Annotated in this window: 18 protein-coding genes; 6 read left to right on the top strand and 12 right to left on the bottom strand. The window is 43.2% G+C overall.

Annotation, left to right across the window (positions count from 1 at the left end; genetic code table 11):
* Positions 1 to 79: 79 nt before the first annotated feature.
* A complete protein-coding gene (gene desA / locus HDC33_RS12150) occupies positions 80 to 1,132 on the bottom strand; it encodes a Delta(5) desaturase DesA (protein ID WP_179392850.1) in 1,053 nt (350 codons plus the stop codon).
* Between the two features lie 313 nt (positions 1,133 to 1,445).
* Here desA and HDC33_RS12145 point away from each other — a divergent pair, with 313 nt between their 5' ends.
* Together HDC33_RS12145 and rpoN are read left to right on the top strand one after the other, a co-directional pair.
* Entirely contained in the window at positions 1,446 to 2,549 is a 1,104-nt protein-coding gene (locus HDC33_RS12145; RefSeq protein ID WP_179392849.1) for a M24 family metallopeptidase, read from the top strand.
* A 209-nt stretch (positions 2,550 to 2,758) separates the two neighbouring features.
* The gene (gene rpoN / locus HDC33_RS12140) at positions 2,759 to 4,072 is read left to right on the top strand and encodes an RNA polymerase factor sigma-54 (RefSeq protein ID WP_179392848.1); all 1,314 of its coding nucleotides are present in this window, start codon (positions 2,759 to 2,761) and stop codon (positions 4,070 to 4,072) included.
* A 65-nt stretch (positions 4,073 to 4,137) separates the two neighbouring features.
* On the opposite strand, the gene fabG is transcribed toward rpoN, so the two are convergent.
* From fabG to HDC33_RS12120, 4 genes are all read right to left on the bottom strand, one after another.
* On the bottom strand, positions 4,138 to 4,878 hold the full coding sequence (gene fabG, locus HDC33_RS12135) for a 3-oxoacyl-ACP reductase FabG (RefSeq protein WP_179392847.1): 741 nt from the start codon (positions 4,876 to 4,878) through the stop codon (positions 4,138 to 4,140).
* Positions 4,879 to 5,013: 135 nt separating this feature from the next.
* On the bottom strand, positions 5,014 to 5,346 hold the full coding sequence (ytxJ, locus tag HDC33_RS12130) for a bacillithiol system redox-active protein YtxJ (RefSeq protein ID WP_179392846.1): 333 nt from the start codon (positions 5,344 to 5,346) through the stop codon (positions 5,014 to 5,016).
* A complete protein-coding gene (locus HDC33_RS12125; protein ID WP_179392845.1) occupies positions 5,321 to 6,979 on the bottom strand; it encodes an aminotransferase class V-fold PLP-dependent enzyme in 1,659 nt (552 codons plus the stop codon). The genes ytxJ and HDC33_RS12125 overlap by 26 nt, the downstream gene beginning before the upstream one ends.
* 4 nt (positions 6,980 to 6,983) lie before the next feature.
* Positions 6,984 to 7,556: a glycerol-3-phosphate acyltransferase gene (locus tag HDC33_RS12120; RefSeq protein ID WP_179392844.1), complete on the bottom strand. Its 573-nt coding sequence runs from the start codon at positions 7,554 to 7,556 to the stop codon at positions 6,984 to 6,986.
* Between the two features lie 142 nt (positions 7,557 to 7,698).
* Between HDC33_RS12120 and HDC33_RS12115 the strand changes: the two genes are divergently transcribed.
* Positions 7,699 to 8,370 carry a phosphatase PAP2 family protein gene (locus HDC33_RS12115; protein WP_179392843.1) on the top strand — a complete coding sequence of 224 codons (672 nt, stop codon included), beginning with the start codon at positions 7,699 to 7,701 and terminating at the stop codon, positions 8,368 to 8,370.
* 55 nt (positions 8,371 to 8,425) lie between these two features.
* On the opposite strand, the gene HDC33_RS12110 is transcribed toward HDC33_RS12115, so the two are convergent.
* Positions 8,426 to 8,923: a hypothetical protein gene (locus HDC33_RS12110; protein WP_179392842.1), complete on the bottom strand. Its 498-nt coding sequence runs from the start codon at positions 8,921 to 8,923 to the stop codon at positions 8,426 to 8,428.
* Positions 8,924 to 9,037: 114 nt separating this feature from the next.
* Between HDC33_RS12110 and HDC33_RS12105 the strand changes: the two genes are divergently transcribed.
* From HDC33_RS12105 to mscL, 3 genes are all read left to right on the top strand, one after another.
* On the top strand, positions 9,038 to 9,367 hold the full coding sequence (locus HDC33_RS12105; RefSeq protein ID WP_179392841.1) for an MGMT family protein: 330 nt from the start codon (positions 9,038 to 9,040) through the stop codon (positions 9,365 to 9,367).
* A gap of 165 nt (positions 9,368 to 9,532) precedes the next feature.
* Positions 9,533 to 10,378 (top strand): acetamidase/formamidase family protein, encoded by an 846-nt coding sequence (locus HDC33_RS12100; protein WP_179392840.1) that lies wholly within the window; start codon positions 9,533 to 9,535, stop codon positions 10,376 to 10,378.
* 266 nt (positions 10,379 to 10,644) lie between these two features.
* Positions 10,645 to 11,031 carry a large conductance mechanosensitive channel protein MscL gene (gene mscL, locus HDC33_RS12095; protein WP_179392839.1) on the top strand — a complete coding sequence of 129 codons (387 nt, stop codon included), beginning with the start codon at positions 10,645 to 10,647 and terminating at the stop codon, positions 11,029 to 11,031.
* A gap of 227 nt (positions 11,032 to 11,258) precedes the next feature.
* Here mscL and HDC33_RS12090 read toward each other — a convergent pair whose 3' ends face one another.
* The 6 genes from HDC33_RS12090 to HDC33_RS12065 all read right to left on the bottom strand — a co-directional run bounded on the left by HDC33_RS12090 (position 11,259) and on the right by HDC33_RS12065 (position 17,252).
* The gene (locus tag HDC33_RS12090) at positions 11,259 to 13,184 is read right to left on the bottom strand and encodes a DUF2207 domain-containing protein (RefSeq protein WP_179392838.1); all 1,926 of its coding nucleotides are present in this window, start codon (positions 13,182 to 13,184) and stop codon (positions 11,259 to 11,261) included.
* A gap of 379 nt (positions 13,185 to 13,563) precedes the next feature.
* The gene (locus tag HDC33_RS12085; RefSeq protein ID WP_370457471.1) at positions 13,564 to 14,514 is read right to left on the bottom strand and encodes an ABC transporter permease; all 951 of its coding nucleotides are present in this window, start codon (positions 14,512 to 14,514) and stop codon (positions 13,564 to 13,566) included.
* The gene (locus HDC33_RS12080) at positions 14,483 to 15,400 is read right to left on the bottom strand and encodes an ABC transporter ATP-binding protein (RefSeq protein WP_179393139.1); all 918 of its coding nucleotides are present in this window, start codon (positions 15,398 to 15,400) and stop codon (positions 14,483 to 14,485) included. Before HDC33_RS12080 ends, HDC33_RS12085 begins: the two co-directional genes overlap by 32 nt.
* A gap of 7 nt (positions 15,401 to 15,407) precedes the next feature.
* Positions 15,408 to 16,106: an ABC transporter ATP-binding protein gene (locus HDC33_RS12075; protein WP_179392836.1), complete on the bottom strand. Its 699-nt coding sequence runs from the start codon at positions 16,104 to 16,106 to the stop codon at positions 15,408 to 15,410.
* Entirely contained in the window at positions 16,099 to 16,467 is a 369-nt protein-coding gene (locus tag HDC33_RS12070) for a GntR family transcriptional regulator (RefSeq protein ID WP_179392835.1), read from the bottom strand. Before HDC33_RS12070 ends, HDC33_RS12075 begins: the two co-directional genes overlap by 8 nt.
* Positions 16,468 to 16,469: 2 nt before the next feature.
* Positions 16,470 to 17,252: a hypothetical protein gene (locus HDC33_RS12065; protein ID WP_179392834.1), complete on the bottom strand. Its 783-nt coding sequence runs from the start codon at positions 17,250 to 17,252 to the stop codon at positions 16,470 to 16,472.
* Positions 17,253 to 17,276 lie beyond the last annotated feature (24 nt).

The following is a 17,276-nucleotide window of genomic DNA, read 5'->3' as shown; positions in this document are numbered from 1 at the left end:
TCCTGTCTATAGTTACCATTGTACCAAATGGCGGGATAAAAAAAACAGCCATCTCCTGAAGAGATGACTGTTTCAAGTGTTATTTCGCGTCGTAAGTTGTGCGTTTCGGTTTCAAGTCAATTGAAGAACTTGCAGACTTAATCATATGCTTCACGTCTTTAAATGCGATAAACCTTTTCTTCTCCGGATCATATAAACGGTAGCGGATTGACGACAAACTTTCTTTGATCGTAATTGTTGTCGCAACATGAAGAGTCGGTGTCGATTCATGCGCCATTTCCAAGTTGTAATTCGGAACGCGTGGTGACAAGTGATGGACGTGGTGGAAACCGATATTGCCTGTCGCCCACTGTAATACACGCGGTAACTTGTAGTATGAACTGCCATCGATTGCCGCTTTCACGTAATCCCACTCAGACTCTTCTTCGAAATACGAGTCTTCAAATGTATGCTGGATATAGAACAACCAAATACCTAGTGCTCCCGCAACGAACATGATTGTTCCTTGTATGAGAAGGAATGCCTGCCAGCCGATAAGCATGATCATGCCTGTGTAAAGGACAACAAGTATTGCGTTCGTCAAATACGTATTGTTACGCTCTTTCTTCCGTGCATCTTTGCGGTTGAAACGGCTTGAGATAAGCACAAGGAAAAGCGGTCCGAAACCGAACATAACGATTGGATTACGGTATAACCGGTAAGCGAAACGCTGCCATTTCGATGCTTCCACGTACTCTTCGACCGTCATGACCCAAATGTCACCTGTGCCGCGCTTGTCGAGATTCGAGCTTGTTGCGTGGTGAATCGAGTGTTCACGTTTCCATTTTTCATATGCAAACAGTGTAAGGACGCCGGTAATGGTACCGACAATATCATTCGTTTTTTTGTCTTTGAAGAACGAACCATGCGTACAATCATGGAAGATGATGAACGTCCGGATGACGAAACCTGCTGCTATAACACAAATTCCAAGCGTTAACCAAATGGATACCGACAAACTTTGATACGCCAAGAACCATAGGATTAAAAATGGCGGAACTGTATTGACAAGTTGTATGATACTTTTCTTTTTATCTGACTTGGCAAAAGGGGCAACATCTTTATGCAACTGCTTAGTTTTTTCTTTAGACATGCTGTGTTATCCTCCTTCAATCTGATGTTCTTTTTCTGATTCACTATCTTGACCCTAATGATAAAGAACTTTCGGACTTCACAGAAGACATAGGTGTCATGATTTTCGATATGACAAGTGTCACTTATTGTGAATTCATTCACAATGATTCGATTTCCTTGTCACCTTCAATGTTTGAGATAGTTCGTTCTGATGTGGCAAAGCTAATGTTATCCGTAGTTCCAATTTTGAAAATCGCCGCTTCCTCCCTTCTTGCTAACATGGCACCTTTCTTGCATAATTAGTAGTAATACCACCTTAGGAGGGTTCCATTTTGGCTACTATATATGAAGCAAGACGATCGTTATTGAAAGAACATCTCACTTCGAACAATATCGGTGCAGCTATGATTACTGCGCCGGCAAATGTTTATTATTATACCGGGTTCAACTCAGATCCCCATGAAAGATTCATGTCCTTGTTTATTGACACGCAAGCTGATGAAACCTATTTGTTCGTGCCGGCTTTGGACAAGGATGCCGCTATGCAGGACTCAGATGTTACGACAATCATTCCGATTTCAGACGAGCAAGTACCTTTCGAGGTTGTCCGTGATTCGGTTGCTGGGCTTTCGGCCACAGTTGGGATCGAGGCTAAAGCGCTGAGTTATTATCGTTATACCAGCTTGGTGGAGTTTTTCCCGAGTGTACAAGTCGTCGATGTACAGCCATTCATTAACAAACAAAGAATGAAGAAATCTAAAGAAGAAATTACAAAATTAAGGATTGCCATCGAAATCATTGAAAAGGTTTTGGAGGAAGGCATTAAGAAAGTGAAGATTGGGATGTCCGAATCAGAATTCACAGCGGAATTGGAGTTTCTAATGAGGAAATTCGGCGCAGATGGTCCTTCATTCTCGACTATCGTGCTAACCGGTGAAAAAGCAGCGTTGCCGCATGGCTCGCCCGGTGAACGTAAAATCCAAAAAGGCGATTATCTGCTGATTGATTTCGGCGTCATCAAAGACGGCTATTGTTCTGATATTACAAGAACCTTTATTATCGGAGAGGCATCAGACAAACAAAAAGAAATTTACGACATCGTTCTGCGGTCCAATGAAGCTGGCATCAATGCCGTCCAAGCGGGGGTACCAGTGAAGACATTTGATATCGAAGCAAGAAATGTCATCAAAAATAGCGGCTACGGCGAGTATTTCAATAATCGTGTCGGGCACGGCTTAGGGATCGAAGTGCACGAAGAACCTTCCATTCATGAAAACAATGAACAGATTGCAGAGGCGGGCCTTGTCTTTACAATCGAGCCTGGCATTTATATCCCTAATGTCGGCGGTGTCCGTATCGAAGACATTGTCTATATCAATGAAGACGGGAATGCTGAAGTATTATCTTCGTTCCCCAAACAGCTCCAAGTTCTATAAGTGAACCCTTTCAAACATGTCCTTGTATGTGTCGCAGGGCGACTTTCACTAAAAGTCGCTACTAAACATGTACAAGGTTTTTTATCCTCTATTTATCTAGTCTGAAGATTCATATTTCGTGTCGAATTTTAGACAATCATATGCTATAATAAAGACCACGATTATGAAAGCGCATTCATTCTTTACCAACTTTTAAAGGAGGTATTATTATGGAGCTGGGACTCCAGCAGCGGCAGGAACTGAATCTATTAATGACTTTTGAATTAAGGCAAGCTATTGAACTACTACAATATTCCACTTATGAACTCGAACAATATATCAGGGACCAAGAGCTGGAAAATCCGCTTATCAAACTGAAGGAAAAAGAGGAGAAGCCGGTCCATGAAGAACGTTTACATCGGCAATCCTCCTCTTTTGGAAGTTCCGAGATGCCCATGGACGTGGTCCGAAGCAATGATATAAATATGAGGGATGAATTACTCGAACAGGCAAAATTCATGTACCCGGATGACCATACGCAAAAACTGATAAAGTATCTCCTCTACAATCTCGACGATAATGGCTATTTACAAATCAGTGATAACCATTCGAATGGTTATTTGGCGTTTGCAGATGATGATATCGAAAAAGGAATCCACCTCCTTCAACAGCTTGGTCCCATTGGGATAGGTGCCAGGGATTTAAAAGAATGTCTGCTCCTACAAATTACGTATAACTATCCAGAAAAAAAATTGGCTGCCTGTTTGGTGGAACATCATTTGAACCTGATTGCCGACCGTAAATGGAAGGAAATCGCCTCGAAAATGAACATCAATATGAACGAAGTGAAAGACCTTTTCGATTTCATCCAAACGCTTAATCCAAGACCATGCTCTCTCATTTCTGATTGTTCAACGGAATATTTGACACCCGATATCATCGTTGAGTGGAAGGATGATGAATTCACGTTCCATTTGAATGACGGTTATTTACCGGCTATTCAGATGAACAAAGACTATTCACAGTATCTAAATGCAAAAAATGATGCCTCAAAATACATCAATACACAATATAAAAATTATCAATGGCTTCTCAGCAGTATTGAACAGCGTCGAAATACTATCATTAAAATTGTGCATGTCCTTTTGGAAAAACAGGCGGACTTTTTTAAAAATGGATTTCGTTCATTAAAACCTCTTACACTCAAAGAGGTTGCCGATGAAATTGACATGCATGAATCGACTGTCAGCCGGGCAACTACGAACAAAGTGATCCAGACGCCATTCGGTACCTTTGACCTGCGGTTGTTATTCACTTCCAAGCTGGACACGTCAGATGGAAATAGCATTTCCCAAACGAAGGTGAAAAAACTTCTGGAAAATTTCATAGCACAAGAAAACAAATTCAAACCATATTCAGATCAAAAGATAGCGGAATACTTTAATACCGAAAAAGGAATTACAATCTCAAGACGGACAATCAGCAAATACAGAGAAGAACTGCGAATACCCCCATCAAGCAAACGCAAGGATATTCAAGTATAGAAATATAGCGTACAAAAATAGGAGGAATAGAGAGATGCGGTCATCTCCATTCCTCCTTGAAAATTTCACTTCAACATACCGCCATCCACTTCCAAAACAGTCCCATTAACAAAATCTGATTCATCAGATGCCAAAAACAGATAGGCATTTGCTACGTCTTCTGGTGTGCCTAGTCGGTTATAAGGCGTCATCGTTTTAATCTGCTCCAGGATTTTCTCTGGAATCGTTTCAATCATATCCGTTTCAATGAATCCTGGTGCAACAGCATTTACATTTATGCCTTTTCGACCGAACTCTTTCGCCCACGTCCTTGTCATACCGATAATGCCCGCTTTTGCTGCGGAATAATTCGTCTGGCCAATGTTTCCGCCTGTTCCCGCAATTGAAGATGTGTTTATGATTTTCCCTTTTCCTTGAGCGAGCATCGCAGGCAGGAAAGCTTGTGTGCAATTGAAGACACCCGTTAAATTCACGTCAATCACCCTCTTAAAATCATCCACATCAAGTTTCAGCAGCATGGCATCTCGTGTTATACCAGCATTATTAATGAGGATATCGACTTTCCCGAATTGCTCAATCACTTTTACTGCCATTTCTCTTACATTTTCACTATTAGAAACGTCTGCTTGAAAGAAAGCGGCTTCAATTCCTTTCTCATGCAGTTGCTGCGCTTTTTCCTCTCCCGCTTTTTTATCAAAATCAACGATGGCAATCTGCGCCCCATTTTTGCCGAAAAGTGAAGCAGCAACTGCCCCAATCCCTTTTGCACCGCCTGTTATGACTACTGTTTTTTCTTTTAAACGCATGTCAGAGCACCTACTTCCATTCATAGTTTACTAGACTTATTAGAATTATCCTTATTTTAGCATATTTAACGGACTATCATAGAACATTTTTCCGAATTTAAAAAAGGCACCCCGAAATGGAGTACCTGTTTCACTTTATTTGTTTCCGTGTTCTTCCACTGCTTTTTCAATTTGTGATTGGCTAATCGAATAATGCGTCGCCTGCCAGACCGCTTTTCCGTCTTTCAATAAAAATAGTTGCGGTGACTCGTGCGCTATCTGCAAGTCGCTTTCGATTTCATTGGAAACGGATCGACTTTCCCGTACTTTCAAATAATGTTTCGGCACATCCGTTGTAAGAGAATCAAACTCTTTAAAGGCTGCAGCACTTATTGGACAAGTCGTACTATGTTTCAAAACGAGCAGTGGCTCCTTTTTCGACTGTTCCAATACGTCATTCCACTCATCGGCTGTTTTTAATTCTTTCATGACCTACCACTCCTTCTTTATAATCTGTTTTCCCTTTGGAGGCGGTGGTAAACACTTGCTCATGCATAGACGTCAACAAAGGAAGCAGTTGAAGCAGCCTATCCAGTTCCTTTTCGGCCACTTCATTCATGCACGAAATCTGGAGCCAATTTCGCTCGCGTAAATAATTGCTCTCGTAATGTACATTGAAACCATTCAGAAATAAGTTATCACCGAGCTCGATAGCGGAGAAACCTTCCGGCAAAACAAGCGTCACAATTGCATCGGCAGCGGATTCCTCTGGTGCCAAGATTGTAAATCCTGCATCTTCAAGAACTTTCCTCACTTTTTGTGCACGATTTGAAATTGCCGCAAATACAGCTTCCGGATGCTCAAACTTCCGAAGTGCTACGTCGAGGGCAGTGACCAGGTTGGACGATTGAGAATACGGAATTCCTTGTGCTTCCGCGTAGGTACCGAGATCCAGGTAACGCGGCAATTTCTCGTTTTTGGCGATTACTTCATTATGAAAGACAAAAGACAGACCTGTATAACTTAACAGCCCTTTACCACTGACTCCTGAAGCGAACGCAACACCTGTTAAATCGACCGCTGTCGTTCCGATTGCACTCACACAGTCAACTGCAAGTGTAACGCCATATTGTGAACACAGCTTTTGGCATGAACTCAAGTCGTTCATTATTCCCGTGGATGTTTCGCAATGCGCAAGCCATAACCAGCTGTAGCGGCCTGAACTCAGGGAGACAGTGATATCTTTTTCTTTAAGCGGTTGACACCATTCGCTTTCCAAAGTATCGAACTCCATACCGAAGCGTTTGGCGTGATCTGTAAGTCGCGAACCAAATTCACCGTTCACGAGTATAAGGCCTCTGCCGCTGTGCATACTTAATTGTGCCGCCACGACATCGTTCGCAAGCGTGCCAGTCCCTTGAAGGAGCTGGACATATTTTGCGCCAGTTAATGAAATAAGCTTGGTTTTCACGCGGTTTAAAACACTTTCGAACTCGAACGAACGATGGGAGATCGGTTCTGCCATCATAGCTTTCCTCACATCTTCAGCAATTGTTGCAGGACCCGGAAGAAAATTAACAAGCGGTTTTGAAATTCTTCCCGCAATACCCGCATCGAACGTTTCCTTCGTCAAATACATCGGCTGGAACGCGGCTTCTTCCGTTCCCGTCAATTGGGCAAATGGCGTGAATCCCAGCTGTCCATATAACTTCTGCTCCCGAACCGTCCCCGAAATTAGCGCCGTGTCATAACCCGCTTTTAAGCAGTATTGGACAAGTGCCTGCATTAGTCCAAGAAAGGCACGGCCGTTCCGGTAATCCTGTTCAATTGATAAAAGTCTCACTTCCACTGGGTTTTCCGCCTCAAAAGGAAGTTGTTGTTCTACTGGACCAATCTTATTATCAAGTGAAAATGGCCGTTCGCTTCGAACAGCGGCCATCCCAACGACCCGTTCCGCTTTTTTGCAAATGATATATGTATTTTCATCATGGAATTTATCAACAAGTTTATGCGATTCATTGCGTCCATGTTGCGGAATTTCTTCGACAAACGTCCGGTAATTCAATTCATGAATCTGTTCGAATTCCAAAGGCGTTTCCGCAATTTTATAGATCAAACTCATTTTCTCAACTCTTTTCCGGCATAAGTTTCTGTTTTAAATCATCCCGATGCGTAAATAAAAGCAGGACAGACAACAAACTGGCTGCAATGAAAACAGGAATTCCGTATGAAAATAGGAGTACTAAAATCGGAATCATGACGACAGCACTAAGCCCAGCAAGTGTGAAACTTTTCAATACTGTATAAAAAATGAGGAACAGTCCCGCGAAAAAAGTAAACAGCATAGGATCAAATAGGAGCATACCGCCAATGAAAGTGGATACACCCATCCCTCCGCGAAACTTCAGAAGCAACGGAAACACATGACCTAACATTACAGCGAAGAGCGCAAACAGTTCGATGGTCGCCCCGAACCCTAGCCACTTGGCGCCCAAAACAACAAGCGCTCCTTTCATCGCATCTCCGATGAATGTCGCAACGAATGCTTTTTTCCCGAACACGCGCCCGGCATTACGCGCGCCAGGATTCCCGCTTCCTTCAATCCGTATTTCTTTCTTATAATAGAAACTACCGATAATCGAGCCAGTCAGCACATTGCCCAATATGTATGAGCATACTATTAAAATAATTAGTGTCATAATCGGTCCTTTATGGTAAATAATAATTTACATCTAGTGTAGCATCTTTTCAGAAGATTGTTCAATTTGACTAGTGCGATTTTTTGTAGCTTTCCTTTAAAAATAGTATACAATTACGATTAAAACGAAAGGGGTGCGTGTCATGCGCGAACACTCACCGCGGCTTTTGATAGTGTTTGCCCTTTGTATCGGCTTTGGGGCGGCATTCGGATATATTGCAACTGCTATCGGTAACGACACCATAGCAGGCTTCGACACTACGGTCATCGGATTTGTTCAAGGATTGGAAGTACCATGGCTGACATCCATTATGAAAACGTTCACGTGGATCGGCTCCGGTTATGTCGTTGCATCGATTGCTATGATTGGATTTATCGGGTTATATTTTGCTTTGCGCTACCGTCAGCAGGCCTTCCTGTTGATTGCGGTGGTCGCCGGATCCATTCTGCTGAACAGCATACTTAAAAACTATTTCAAACGGGAACGGCCGGACATCCATCGTATATTGGATGTAAACGGCTTCAGTTTCCCAAGTGGTCATTCGATGATGGCGTTCGCTCTTTATGCAATCATTGCGTATATCGCCTGGCGTAATGTGAAAACAACAATGAGCCGTGTTCTTCTAATACTGTTGACCGCTTTCATGATTATCATGATTGGCACGAGCCGTATTTACCTCGGCGTCCATTATCCGAGTGATGTTATCGGAGGTTTTGTAGCGAGTGCGCTTTGGTTAACGTTTGCGATCTCAATATATGCGTATTTCAAGAATAAACGTGAGAAAAAGGAGAGACCGCTTCGCGTCGATGAATGACGGGAAGCGGTTTTTTTATGTAATTACTCCATTCCTGCCGCGCTTAATCAAAAAACTAATTAAATATATTAACAATCTCTTCTTCAGTTAGAATTTTGGGAGTAGATTCACCAAGCGCAATGTAATCTGTACGGCCATTTCTTTTTACGATGAAAATAGCACGGTCCTTCGTGGGTAAGATCGAATCAATCCAGATGTTTTGATTCGAATAGAATTCTTTTATTTCCTGTTCGGCAAATAAGGGAATGGACACATTAGCCGAAGCACTCGAATTGTTTTCCACAGCTTGTAATACTTGTGCTTTCGAATCGTTCTGGTCATGAATCTTTTGCAATAAATCAATCACTTCGCCAAATCCGATTAGCAGGATTCCGTAAATGCCCGGAGTTGCAACGATGCCTATAAAACCGATAAGCCCCATTCCATTAGCATATGGATCATAAAGTTGAATCATGAGAACGAAACCTTGAATAATCCCCCAACTAATCACAACCAGCCCAACGACTTTCAATACGAATCCGATAAGCGTGCGCTTTATAAACAATTCTTGCATCCGATTCAAATCCTCCCCATTTTTAAACTCATCAAGTAACTATACGAAGTGAGATGGAAATAGTTTCATAGACATATTTGGTATAATAGGGATAACGCAAGGAGGTTGTCGTTTATGAATGTATTCACAGAACGGGTCATCGAAATAATTCAGGGCATACCTGCTGGACGAGTCATGACTTACGGGCAAGTTGCTGCGGCTGCCGGAAGTCCGCGCGGTGCAAGGCAAGTCGTGCGTGTACTGCATTCGATGAGCGCAAAATACAACTTGCCTTGGCACCGGATCATCAATGCACAGGGCGGAATTTCGGCTCCATCTGATATTGAAAGTAAGGGCCTCCGCCAACGAGAATTGCTTGAGATGGAAGGAATTACGTTTAGCGTTGATGGAAAGATTGATTTGACTGAGTATCGTTGGTTTCCAATTGATACTGTGGAGAGTTAAAAAAATAATCTATTTTGGGATGTTTATTAGAAGATGGCTTGAGGGAATGGGCTTTCCGTCTACTAATTAGTAGACAATTAAAATACGAGTAAAGGGGAATTGATTATGACACAAACATTGGCATGAACTGACGTCATTTATGCATTCAGCAAAGACAATGCACCTATGAAGCATGTGGATTCGGGGACATCGATTGAAATTGAGACGTATGACTGCTTTGAAAATCAAGTGCAATCCGCGGAGACAAAAATTGCGGGCATCGATTGGGATAAAATCAATCCTGCGACTGGCCCCATCTATGTGAACGGCGCGGAACCCGGTGATGTGCTAAAGGTGACGATCGACAAACTGGAGATTGGTTCGCAAGGCGTCATGGCGACAGGACCGGACTTGGGTGTCATGGGACATCGCTTAAAGGAACTTGAGTCTAAGATTATTCCGATTGAAGATGGCTATGCGTTATTTAACGATCGTGTAAAAGTGCCGCTCAATCCGATGATCGGAGTAATCGGTGTGGCTCCTGAAGGTGAGCCTATTTCGTGCGGAACGCCAGGTGCACACGGCGGCAATATGGATACGAAGTTGATCACCGAAGGGGCGACGCTTTATTTCCCTATATTTACAGAAGGCGCGCTATTTGCTCTCGGTGATTTCCACGCGGCGATGGGCGACGGCGAAATTGGCGTGTCCGGCATTGAAGTTCCCGGAAAAGCGACTGTGACGCTCGATGTTGTGAAATCCACACCACTTCGGCACCCCGTACTCGTTAATGAAGAAGGAATCGTATTCATCGTATCAGCGGAAACCCTGGACGTAGCGGTGAAAACGGCGGTTGAAGAGGCTATTGATTTCCTGCTTCCGCATACGGACATGACAATTGCAGAACTTACGATGCTCATGAGTGCTGCAGGTGATGCACAAATAAGCCAAGTCGTCGATCCACTTATGACTGCACGTTTTCTCGTGCCGCAGTATATTCTGGATGCATATGACGTGAAACCATTTGCGTAATTCTTTTCTTTTGCAATTGCTATATATGTTGAACAAATGAATATCTATATAAACTTGGCGAAGGCGCCTTATAAGGGGTAGCCGAAGCGGATTCAATGGAGTTCTATATTTCAACTTATCTAGTATGTTTTTTAGGGAACACATTTCGAAAACATGTACTTTTGCCCTATCAAATTTGGATACTGTCGGCTTATAATCTTTTAATGGGCAGTTTTGTCGATATGCAGGCTGCTCATGAAAAGATTAATAGATAGGGAATGAAGTAAATGTGGAATGACTTTAAAGAATTTGCATTCAAAGGAAATGTATTTGACCTCGCCATTGCAGTTGTAATTGGTGCTGCGTTTGGAAAAATAGTATCCTCACTTGTTGAACATATTATTACACCGCTAATTGGACTTATTTCAGGTGGAATCGATATTTCCAAAGAAAGTTTCACTTTCCTAAAGGTTGAAATCATGTATGGAATGTTCATCCAATCCGTTATCGATTTCCTCATTGTCGCGTTTGTGATTTTTATGGCAATCCGTTTGCTGGCGAAATTCAAACGTAAAAAAGAGCCTGTAGTTGAAGAAGCAGCACCTGAAGTGGACCCTAAAGAAGCTCTACTAGCTGAAATCCGCGACTTGCTGAAAGAAGGAAAAACACTTTAAGATTTACTTGAAAAGAGGACAAACCCAGATGTGGGTTTGCCCTCTTTTTTTGAAGTAGTGCGGCGGATATGGTCGGTCTTTACACTTTTATAGTCGGTCCGTTGCCCGATACAGTCGGTCACAACACTTATATAGTCGGTCTGCAGGTGGATACGGTCGGTTCGCACACTTATACGGTCGGTCCGCTGGCGGATATGGTCGGTCGCCAATACGGGCATCAATCGAAGTCAATCCGCTCCCGCACCGCCGCCACCCCCGTCGCCAGATCCTCCTCCTCCACCCCCTGAATCATACGTTTGCCCATAACCGCCATCACCAGAACTTGCCTTGACGATTCGAGTAGGACCCCAAGTCGATTGCACGAAGTCGAGCGGATCGGCCTCCAGAGCGAATAACGCAGTCAGCGGCAATGCTTGCGTTAGCCTACTATTTATCTTCGGAAGCTTTTTATTGGATGGATTCAACAGATAAGCACGCGTTAACCAACGCTCCTGTTGTTCGTCCGTCAAATCCGGCGGAAACCCTTTCCGCATTTGTTTTCGGAACTTGATGATGCTCATTTTTGTATAGAGCGCATTCAAGGAGGTGAGTAATGTTGATGGGATCACGAAATACAACAATGCACCCGTTGCCAGAAGTAATGCCACTGCTATGAATAAATCTCCAATAATCATCTGTTGCATCACAAAAAATAGGATAATGAAAAACACAGCCGGCAGCCATTTATTCCATGGGTTGTATGTAAAAACCCCAATCATCAAAACTACAATAATGAACGGGAATGCAATCCCCCATCCACCGCCCCCGGTTACATACACAGCGGGGGCCACGAGCAATGCGATGACAACAAAAACGCTCTGTTTCAGCACATTGGATAGCTTATTTGAAATCGTTCCCGCTTCCACCATCAATGATTTCACGTCGCTATGCCATTCATAATGTTTCTTCTCAAATGCATATTGCGTTTTCAGATAGGATTTTTTACGGTCTTTTTCGTCATCAGCCATTCCCGCGATATCGTGCAAATGGAATTTTCCGGTCTTCAAACCAACTTTAAATAGCCAGGTGACCAGCGTTTTTTCATACGGTAGCAACGGCTGTGCCATTTTTTTGAATTGGAAGGCTAATGTCTTCTCCGGTGCATCGGGCTGTCTTTTAAATCGTTCTGCAGAAGGTGCCAGCTCGACGTCGACATGCCCTTTCTCCGCCAGTGAAAATATCCCCGCAAGGAAGCTTTTTGGATGGTAGTCACCATTATGTTCGACAAAAGACAAATACACCGTGTCTGTCTGAAGTACGTGCGCTGTATTACCGAACGGCGCGAACCACCTTTGTCGTACAAAGAACTGAAAAACCGCCCCGATTAGAAATAATATAGATCCGCCCCAAACAATAGTAGTGATTTTCGGAGTCAATGATACCTTGGATTGAAATGCCTCAAGCCGATTCTGCTCCTGTTCAACAGCTTCTTCGAACGAAATTTCAGCAGCTTCTTTTTGCTGCTCCGTCATGATGAACGAAGGAAAAAAGACACGTGTTGCCGTCACAGAATGCGCTTGGGAGTTCGGCGTCCCAAAAACGATCCCGTTCCGATAAACTTTTTTCGTTTTACCATTCTGGTCGTACATGAATCCATGAACATTACTATCACCAACGTCTCCCGGCAACACGTATGATATAGTGACATTTTTATAATCTGCGTCATGATTCACACCTTTTTCAAAAAAAGTGAGATCGAGATCACTGTAGGTCTCGTATGATTTCACCGCACCTCGCATTGTGTACACATAAAGGACAGAAATTGTTTTGTTTTTCGCATCTATCTCCGCTGTCCGAGTCGTTCCTTTTGTGGTGACTTTCACCGTATTCAACATATTTCCGGTTATTTCACCGACGACTGGACGCTTGCTACTAATAATATGCGCTTCAAAGTCGTCTATTTGCCTGTTATGCCTGTCCGGGAATGAACGGGTCACCTTAGTAAAGTCACCGTCAAATGTGTAGGTGAATAGTTCATTCACAATCATATCGCCACTCGGTTGCAACCATCCCTTGATTTGGACTTCGTCGATTGAATACGATTTTGCATGTACTACTATGCTAGGCAACATGAGGACAATGATGGTGATAAAGATTGCGATAATTTTTTTCATGAAAGACACCCCCGTTTCTCTTCATATGTATACGATGCCTGAACCTAAGCGGTTTCATTTTACTGGAAGAACGGGAGAAAAGACACATAGCGAAGGTTATTTTATGGAAGAACGAGACCTTTCATCCTTTCCCAATCAATCATTCCGTCACAGTCAGCAGCGCTACGTTTCAGATAACATTGCCTGGCAATGTCGATGGTGGTATAATGGAGTCAGGATTTATTGCATAAAAGGAGTGATAGTCAATGTGGTTCATATACATCATGTTCGCACTGTTCGCATTTGTAATCGTAGGTAATCTCGCAGGTCTTGCCCGTACATTCAGCAACCATAAATGATACTATTCAAAAGCCCTCCATTTCTGGAGGGCTTTTTATTATTAAGCTGTGATGTCACGCTTAATGAACGTCATATAGCTAATAAACAGGAAGATTACGATATAAACTGCAAGGATTGCAAGGGAGAACGACATCGTAATACCTTCCACAATCCGAAAGTCCGTTTCATAAATCGTCAAATCCATATGCGTAAAGACGATGTATTTCACAACTTCATATTTTGCCAAAATCATAACTAACGTCGAGCCCATGAAATAGATGAACAACGACAGTCCGATTGCGAGCGAGCTGGAACGGAAAACGCTACCGATCATGAATGCAAACGTCGCTGTCACAAAAACATTTGCGAATGACAGCAGTAGCATATAAAGCCCTTTCCCCCAAGCAGATACTTCTACAACTTCTTTCCCATTCCAGACAAGTTCTTGCCCATTGCCAGATTGGAAGAAAAGATACGCACCAAGCATTGATACAACGAAACCGATGAGCATAAGGAATATGCCGAATGAAATGACCGTCACATATTTCGACGTTAAAATCTTCCACCTTTTCACAGGGCGGGATAACAACATCTTAATCGTTCCTTGCGTAAATTCGGAGGCGACAATCCCCGCAGCAACAATGACTGTCAGTAAAACTGCAATGGAACCGATAGCGCCTGAATTCATGATCATACTTTCCCGGCTGTTGCTGTCAAGCGGTTCGATTGAATTCGCAAGACGGTACTCTAGAACCTTTTCCTGGCCTTCCATGCGTTCACGCTGATCAGCGTCGAGACCAGAATTGCTCAAGTCTTCTTTTACATAGGTCAGTTCGCCTTGTACGCTTGTTTTCCAATCTTGTTTCTCGTAATTATTTACTGTATCAATCCATTTCGTCAAACCGAACATCCCTAAAATCGCGAAGACGAGTAGGCCGGTCATTATCCAAGTCGCTTTTTTACTCCATAGTTTCATCCATTCATTTTGTATGAGCTTCAGCAATCTGGCCACCTCCAGTCATTTCCAGGAATTGATCTTCGAGCGTTTTACGGTGCGGTTGGACTGCAAATAACTGCATTTCCTTCGCCATCATCTGCTGGACAAGTCCCGGAATCTGCGTCTTCTCTGCATTTATGATAAACCCTGCTTCGTGCGCTTCCACAGTGAATCCTTCACCCTTCAGCATGCTTTCCGCCGCCTCTGCCGGGAATGCTTCGATATAATAATGGGATTCTTGTTCACCAGACATATCCCGAATATCAACCAGCTTGCCATTCTGAATGACCGCAATCCGATCACACATTAGCTCAATTTCTGACAGCATATGGCTCGAAACGAAAACAGAGACGCCTTCTTTTTCTGCAATCAACTTAAGATACGTCCGGAATTCACGAATTCCCGCGGGATCGAGTCCGTTTGTCGGCTCATCAAGGATTAAAAACTTCGGACGGTGTAAAAGTGCCTGCGCAAGGCCTAGCCGTTGCCGCATTCCAAGCGAATACGTCGATACTTTTTCGTGAATCCGATTTTGCATGCCGACCTGGTTGATGATTTCTTCAATCCGTGCTTTAGTTACGCCTTCGTGCATACGCGCAAAATGCAATAAGTTTTTATAACCTGACATGAACTTATACATTTCCGGGTTTTCAACAATAACGCCAACTTTGGAAAGCCCTTCTTCAAAATCATCGGCCAATAATTTCCCGTCAATGACGATATCTCCGCCCGAAGGCTCCATCAGCCCAACCATCATACGGATTGTCGTCGTTTTCCCCGCCCCGTTCGGACCTAGGAAACCTGTAATTTGCCCTGGATATAACGACAAACTCAAGTTGTCGATAATCTTTTTCCTGCCGATCGTTTTCGATAAATTCTTCAATTCTACTATCGGTTTCATTTCCACATCAACTTCCCTCCCTAAACAGCGACACCATCCATGAGGTGGCATCTTTCCCATACGTATCCCGGATTTCGTCAACCGCTTCATGCGCGATTATACGCCCCCCTCTTAGTACTACGATTTCATCGAGCAATGGTTCCACTTCTTTTATTTCATGTGTCGACATAAGGATCGTTTGACGCGCTGAATCAGTGAAACGGATCATACCTTTCGCGATGTCATCACGCACCATCGGATCGAGGCCGGAGAACGGTTCATCCAACAAGTAGTAATCCGCCTCGCGCCCAAGCGTCACCGCAATTTTGACACGTCCCCGGTTTCCTTTGGACAAATGTTTTATTTTCGAATCAAGCGACAGGTTCAGAAACTGTGTAATTTCCTTCGCCTTCATCGGATTAAAATCAGTAAACTGCGACTCATAAAATTCGATGAGCTGATTCACAGTGAAATACGGATAAAACAGGTCCGCGTCCGGCATATAAGCAATAGTTGTTGCCACCCTTCGCGTAATGTGGCTTCCGTTTAACATAGCGCTTCCAGAATCAGGCGCCACTAATCCGGAAATCAATTTCAACAGCGTTGTTTTCCCGCTTCCATTCTCCCCGACGAGTCCGATTATTTTCCCTTGCGGCAAGGAAAGTGTAAGACCTTCAAGCGCTTTCCGTCTGCCATATTTTTTCGTTATATTTCTGAGTTCAATCATCTTTTCCACCTCGTTCCTGTAGGTGTTGCAACATTTCAGATGTCGTAAAACCAAGTGCTTCAACATTTTGAATGAATGACGTCACAAGCTGTTCCTTCATTTCATTACGAAGCATGGCAATCCTCACTTCATCTTCCGTGACGAAAGATCCTTGCCCCCTCTTCGTTTCAGTGATTTCCATTTGCTCCAGCTCCTTATAAACGCGCTGCATCGTATTGGCATTCACACCGACTTCAACGGCATAGTCACGGACAGACGGCAATTTCTCCCCTGGCTCCAACGTTCCTCGGATGATATCTCCCGTAATCAGGTCGATAAGCTGCTGGTAAATAGGTTTATCTGGAAGAAAATTGATGCCCATTGTTACAACCTCACTTTCTTCTCAAACAGGACAGCTGCAACAATGAACATCGCGACTACAAAGAAAGTATTGAATACAATTTCCCCTGTGTAAAAAAGTGTCTCGGTATGCTCAAAGTAAATGAACTCCACATTGATTTTCGGATTTTTAATTTTCATTAGATTTATGGGTCCAATTAAAATCAGCTTCTCATAAAGTTCAGAGAGGACGAATTGACCATAAAGTCGAGACGAAATGAAGAACAAAATGATTGTAGCAACGATTGAAAATCCCTTTAAATATGGCTTGATCAGTCGATCGATGACCCAAAAGAAGAATCCAATACTCATGAAAATGATCGAAACCGCAAATATCAGTACGATGAAAATACTTCCAAAGAAAAACAAGTCATTGAATGAGAACGTTGCCGATTCGAATAATGCATATTGAACCGCAAGAACGATTGTGGGAATCAGCAATCCTACTGCCCCAATAAGGGATGACAAAAATACTTTTGCTCCAACCAGTTTATAAATGGAAGCTGTGGAATGAAGCCATACATCCGGACGCTTCATTTCCCTTTCCAGCATCGTAAACAATGCAATAACCGGAGCTAACACACTTGCGCCCGCCCATAGAAAACAAATAACAAGCGCGACTTCAAAAACATGTACTTCGAATCCAAAAAATCTGGAAACCAGTAGTGGGATAAATGACATTACCATAACCCCAAGTAATCCACTCATAAGTAATGGCCATTTCATCGTCACCCACTCTTTTTTCAACAATCCATTCCACTGCTTCATCAGCGTTCCTCCTTTTCATAGTGG

It is taken from the genome of Sporosarcina sp. JAI121 (assembly GCF_013408665.1).
Lineage (GTDB): Bacteria > Bacillota > Bacilli > Bacillales_A > Planococcaceae > Sporosarcina.
This window is presented reverse-complemented; position numbering and strand designations above follow the sequence as displayed.

What these genes read in the sequence shown, in the direction of transcription:
- ytxJ (WP_179392846.1), bottom strand. Translation starts at nt 5,346, where the DNA reads ATGAAAGAATTAAAAACAGCCGATGAGTGGAATGACGTATTGGAACAG.
- desA (WP_179392850.1), bottom strand. Translation starts at nt 1,132, where the DNA reads ATGTCTAAAGAAAAAACTAAGCAGTTGCATAAAGATGTTGCCCCTTTT.
- HDC33_RS12070 (WP_179392835.1), bottom strand. Translation starts at nt 16,467, where the DNA reads ATGGGCATCAATTTTCTTCCAGATAAACCTATTTACCAGCAGCTTATC.
- HDC33_RS12080 (WP_179393139.1), bottom strand. Translation starts at nt 15,400, where the DNA reads ATGAAACCGATAGTAGAATTGAAGAATTTATCGAAAACGATCGGCAGG.
- mscL (WP_179392839.1), top strand. Translation starts at nt 10,645, where the DNA reads ATGTGGAATGACTTTAAAGAATTTGCATTCAAAGGAAATGTATTTGAC.
- HDC33_RS12075 (WP_179392836.1), bottom strand. Translation starts at nt 16,106, where the DNA reads ATGATTGAACTCAGAAATATAACGAAAAAATATGGCAGACGGAAAGCG.
- HDC33_RS12115 (WP_179392843.1), top strand. Translation starts at nt 7,699, where the DNA reads ATGCGCGAACACTCACCGCGGCTTTTGATAGTGTTTGCCCTTTGTATC.
- HDC33_RS12110 (WP_179392842.1), bottom strand. Translation starts at nt 8,923, where the DNA reads ATGCAAGAATTGTTTATAAAGCGCACGCTTATCGGATTCGTATTGAAA.
- HDC33_RS12065 (WP_179392834.1), bottom strand. Translation starts at nt 17,252, where the DNA reads ATGAAGCAGTGGAATGGATTGTTGAAAAAAGAGTGGGTGACGATGAAA.
- HDC33_RS12090 (WP_179392838.1), bottom strand. Translation starts at nt 13,184, where the DNA reads ATGAAAAAAATTATCGCAATCTTTATCACCATCATTGTCCTCATGTTG.
- HDC33_RS12105 (WP_179392841.1), top strand. Translation starts at nt 9,038, where the DNA reads ATGAATGTATTCACAGAACGGGTCATCGAAATAATTCAGGGCATACCT.
- rpoN (WP_179392848.1), top strand. Translation starts at nt 2,759, where the DNA reads ATGGAGCTGGGACTCCAGCAGCGGCAGGAACTGAATCTATTAATGACT.
- fabG (WP_179392847.1), bottom strand. Translation starts at nt 4,878, where the DNA reads ATGCGTTTAAAAGAAAAAACAGTAGTCATAACAGGCGGTGCAAAAGGG.
- HDC33_RS12125 (WP_179392845.1), bottom strand. Translation starts at nt 6,979, where the DNA reads ATGAGTTTGATCTATAAAATTGCGGAAACGCCTTTGGAATTCGAACAG.
- HDC33_RS12100 (WP_179392840.1), top strand. Translation starts at nt 9,533, where the DNA reads ATGAAGCATGTGGATTCGGGGACATCGATTGAAATTGAGACGTATGAC.
- HDC33_RS12120 (WP_179392844.1), bottom strand. Translation starts at nt 7,556, where the DNA reads ATGACACTAATTATTTTAATAGTATGCTCATACATATTGGGCAATGTG.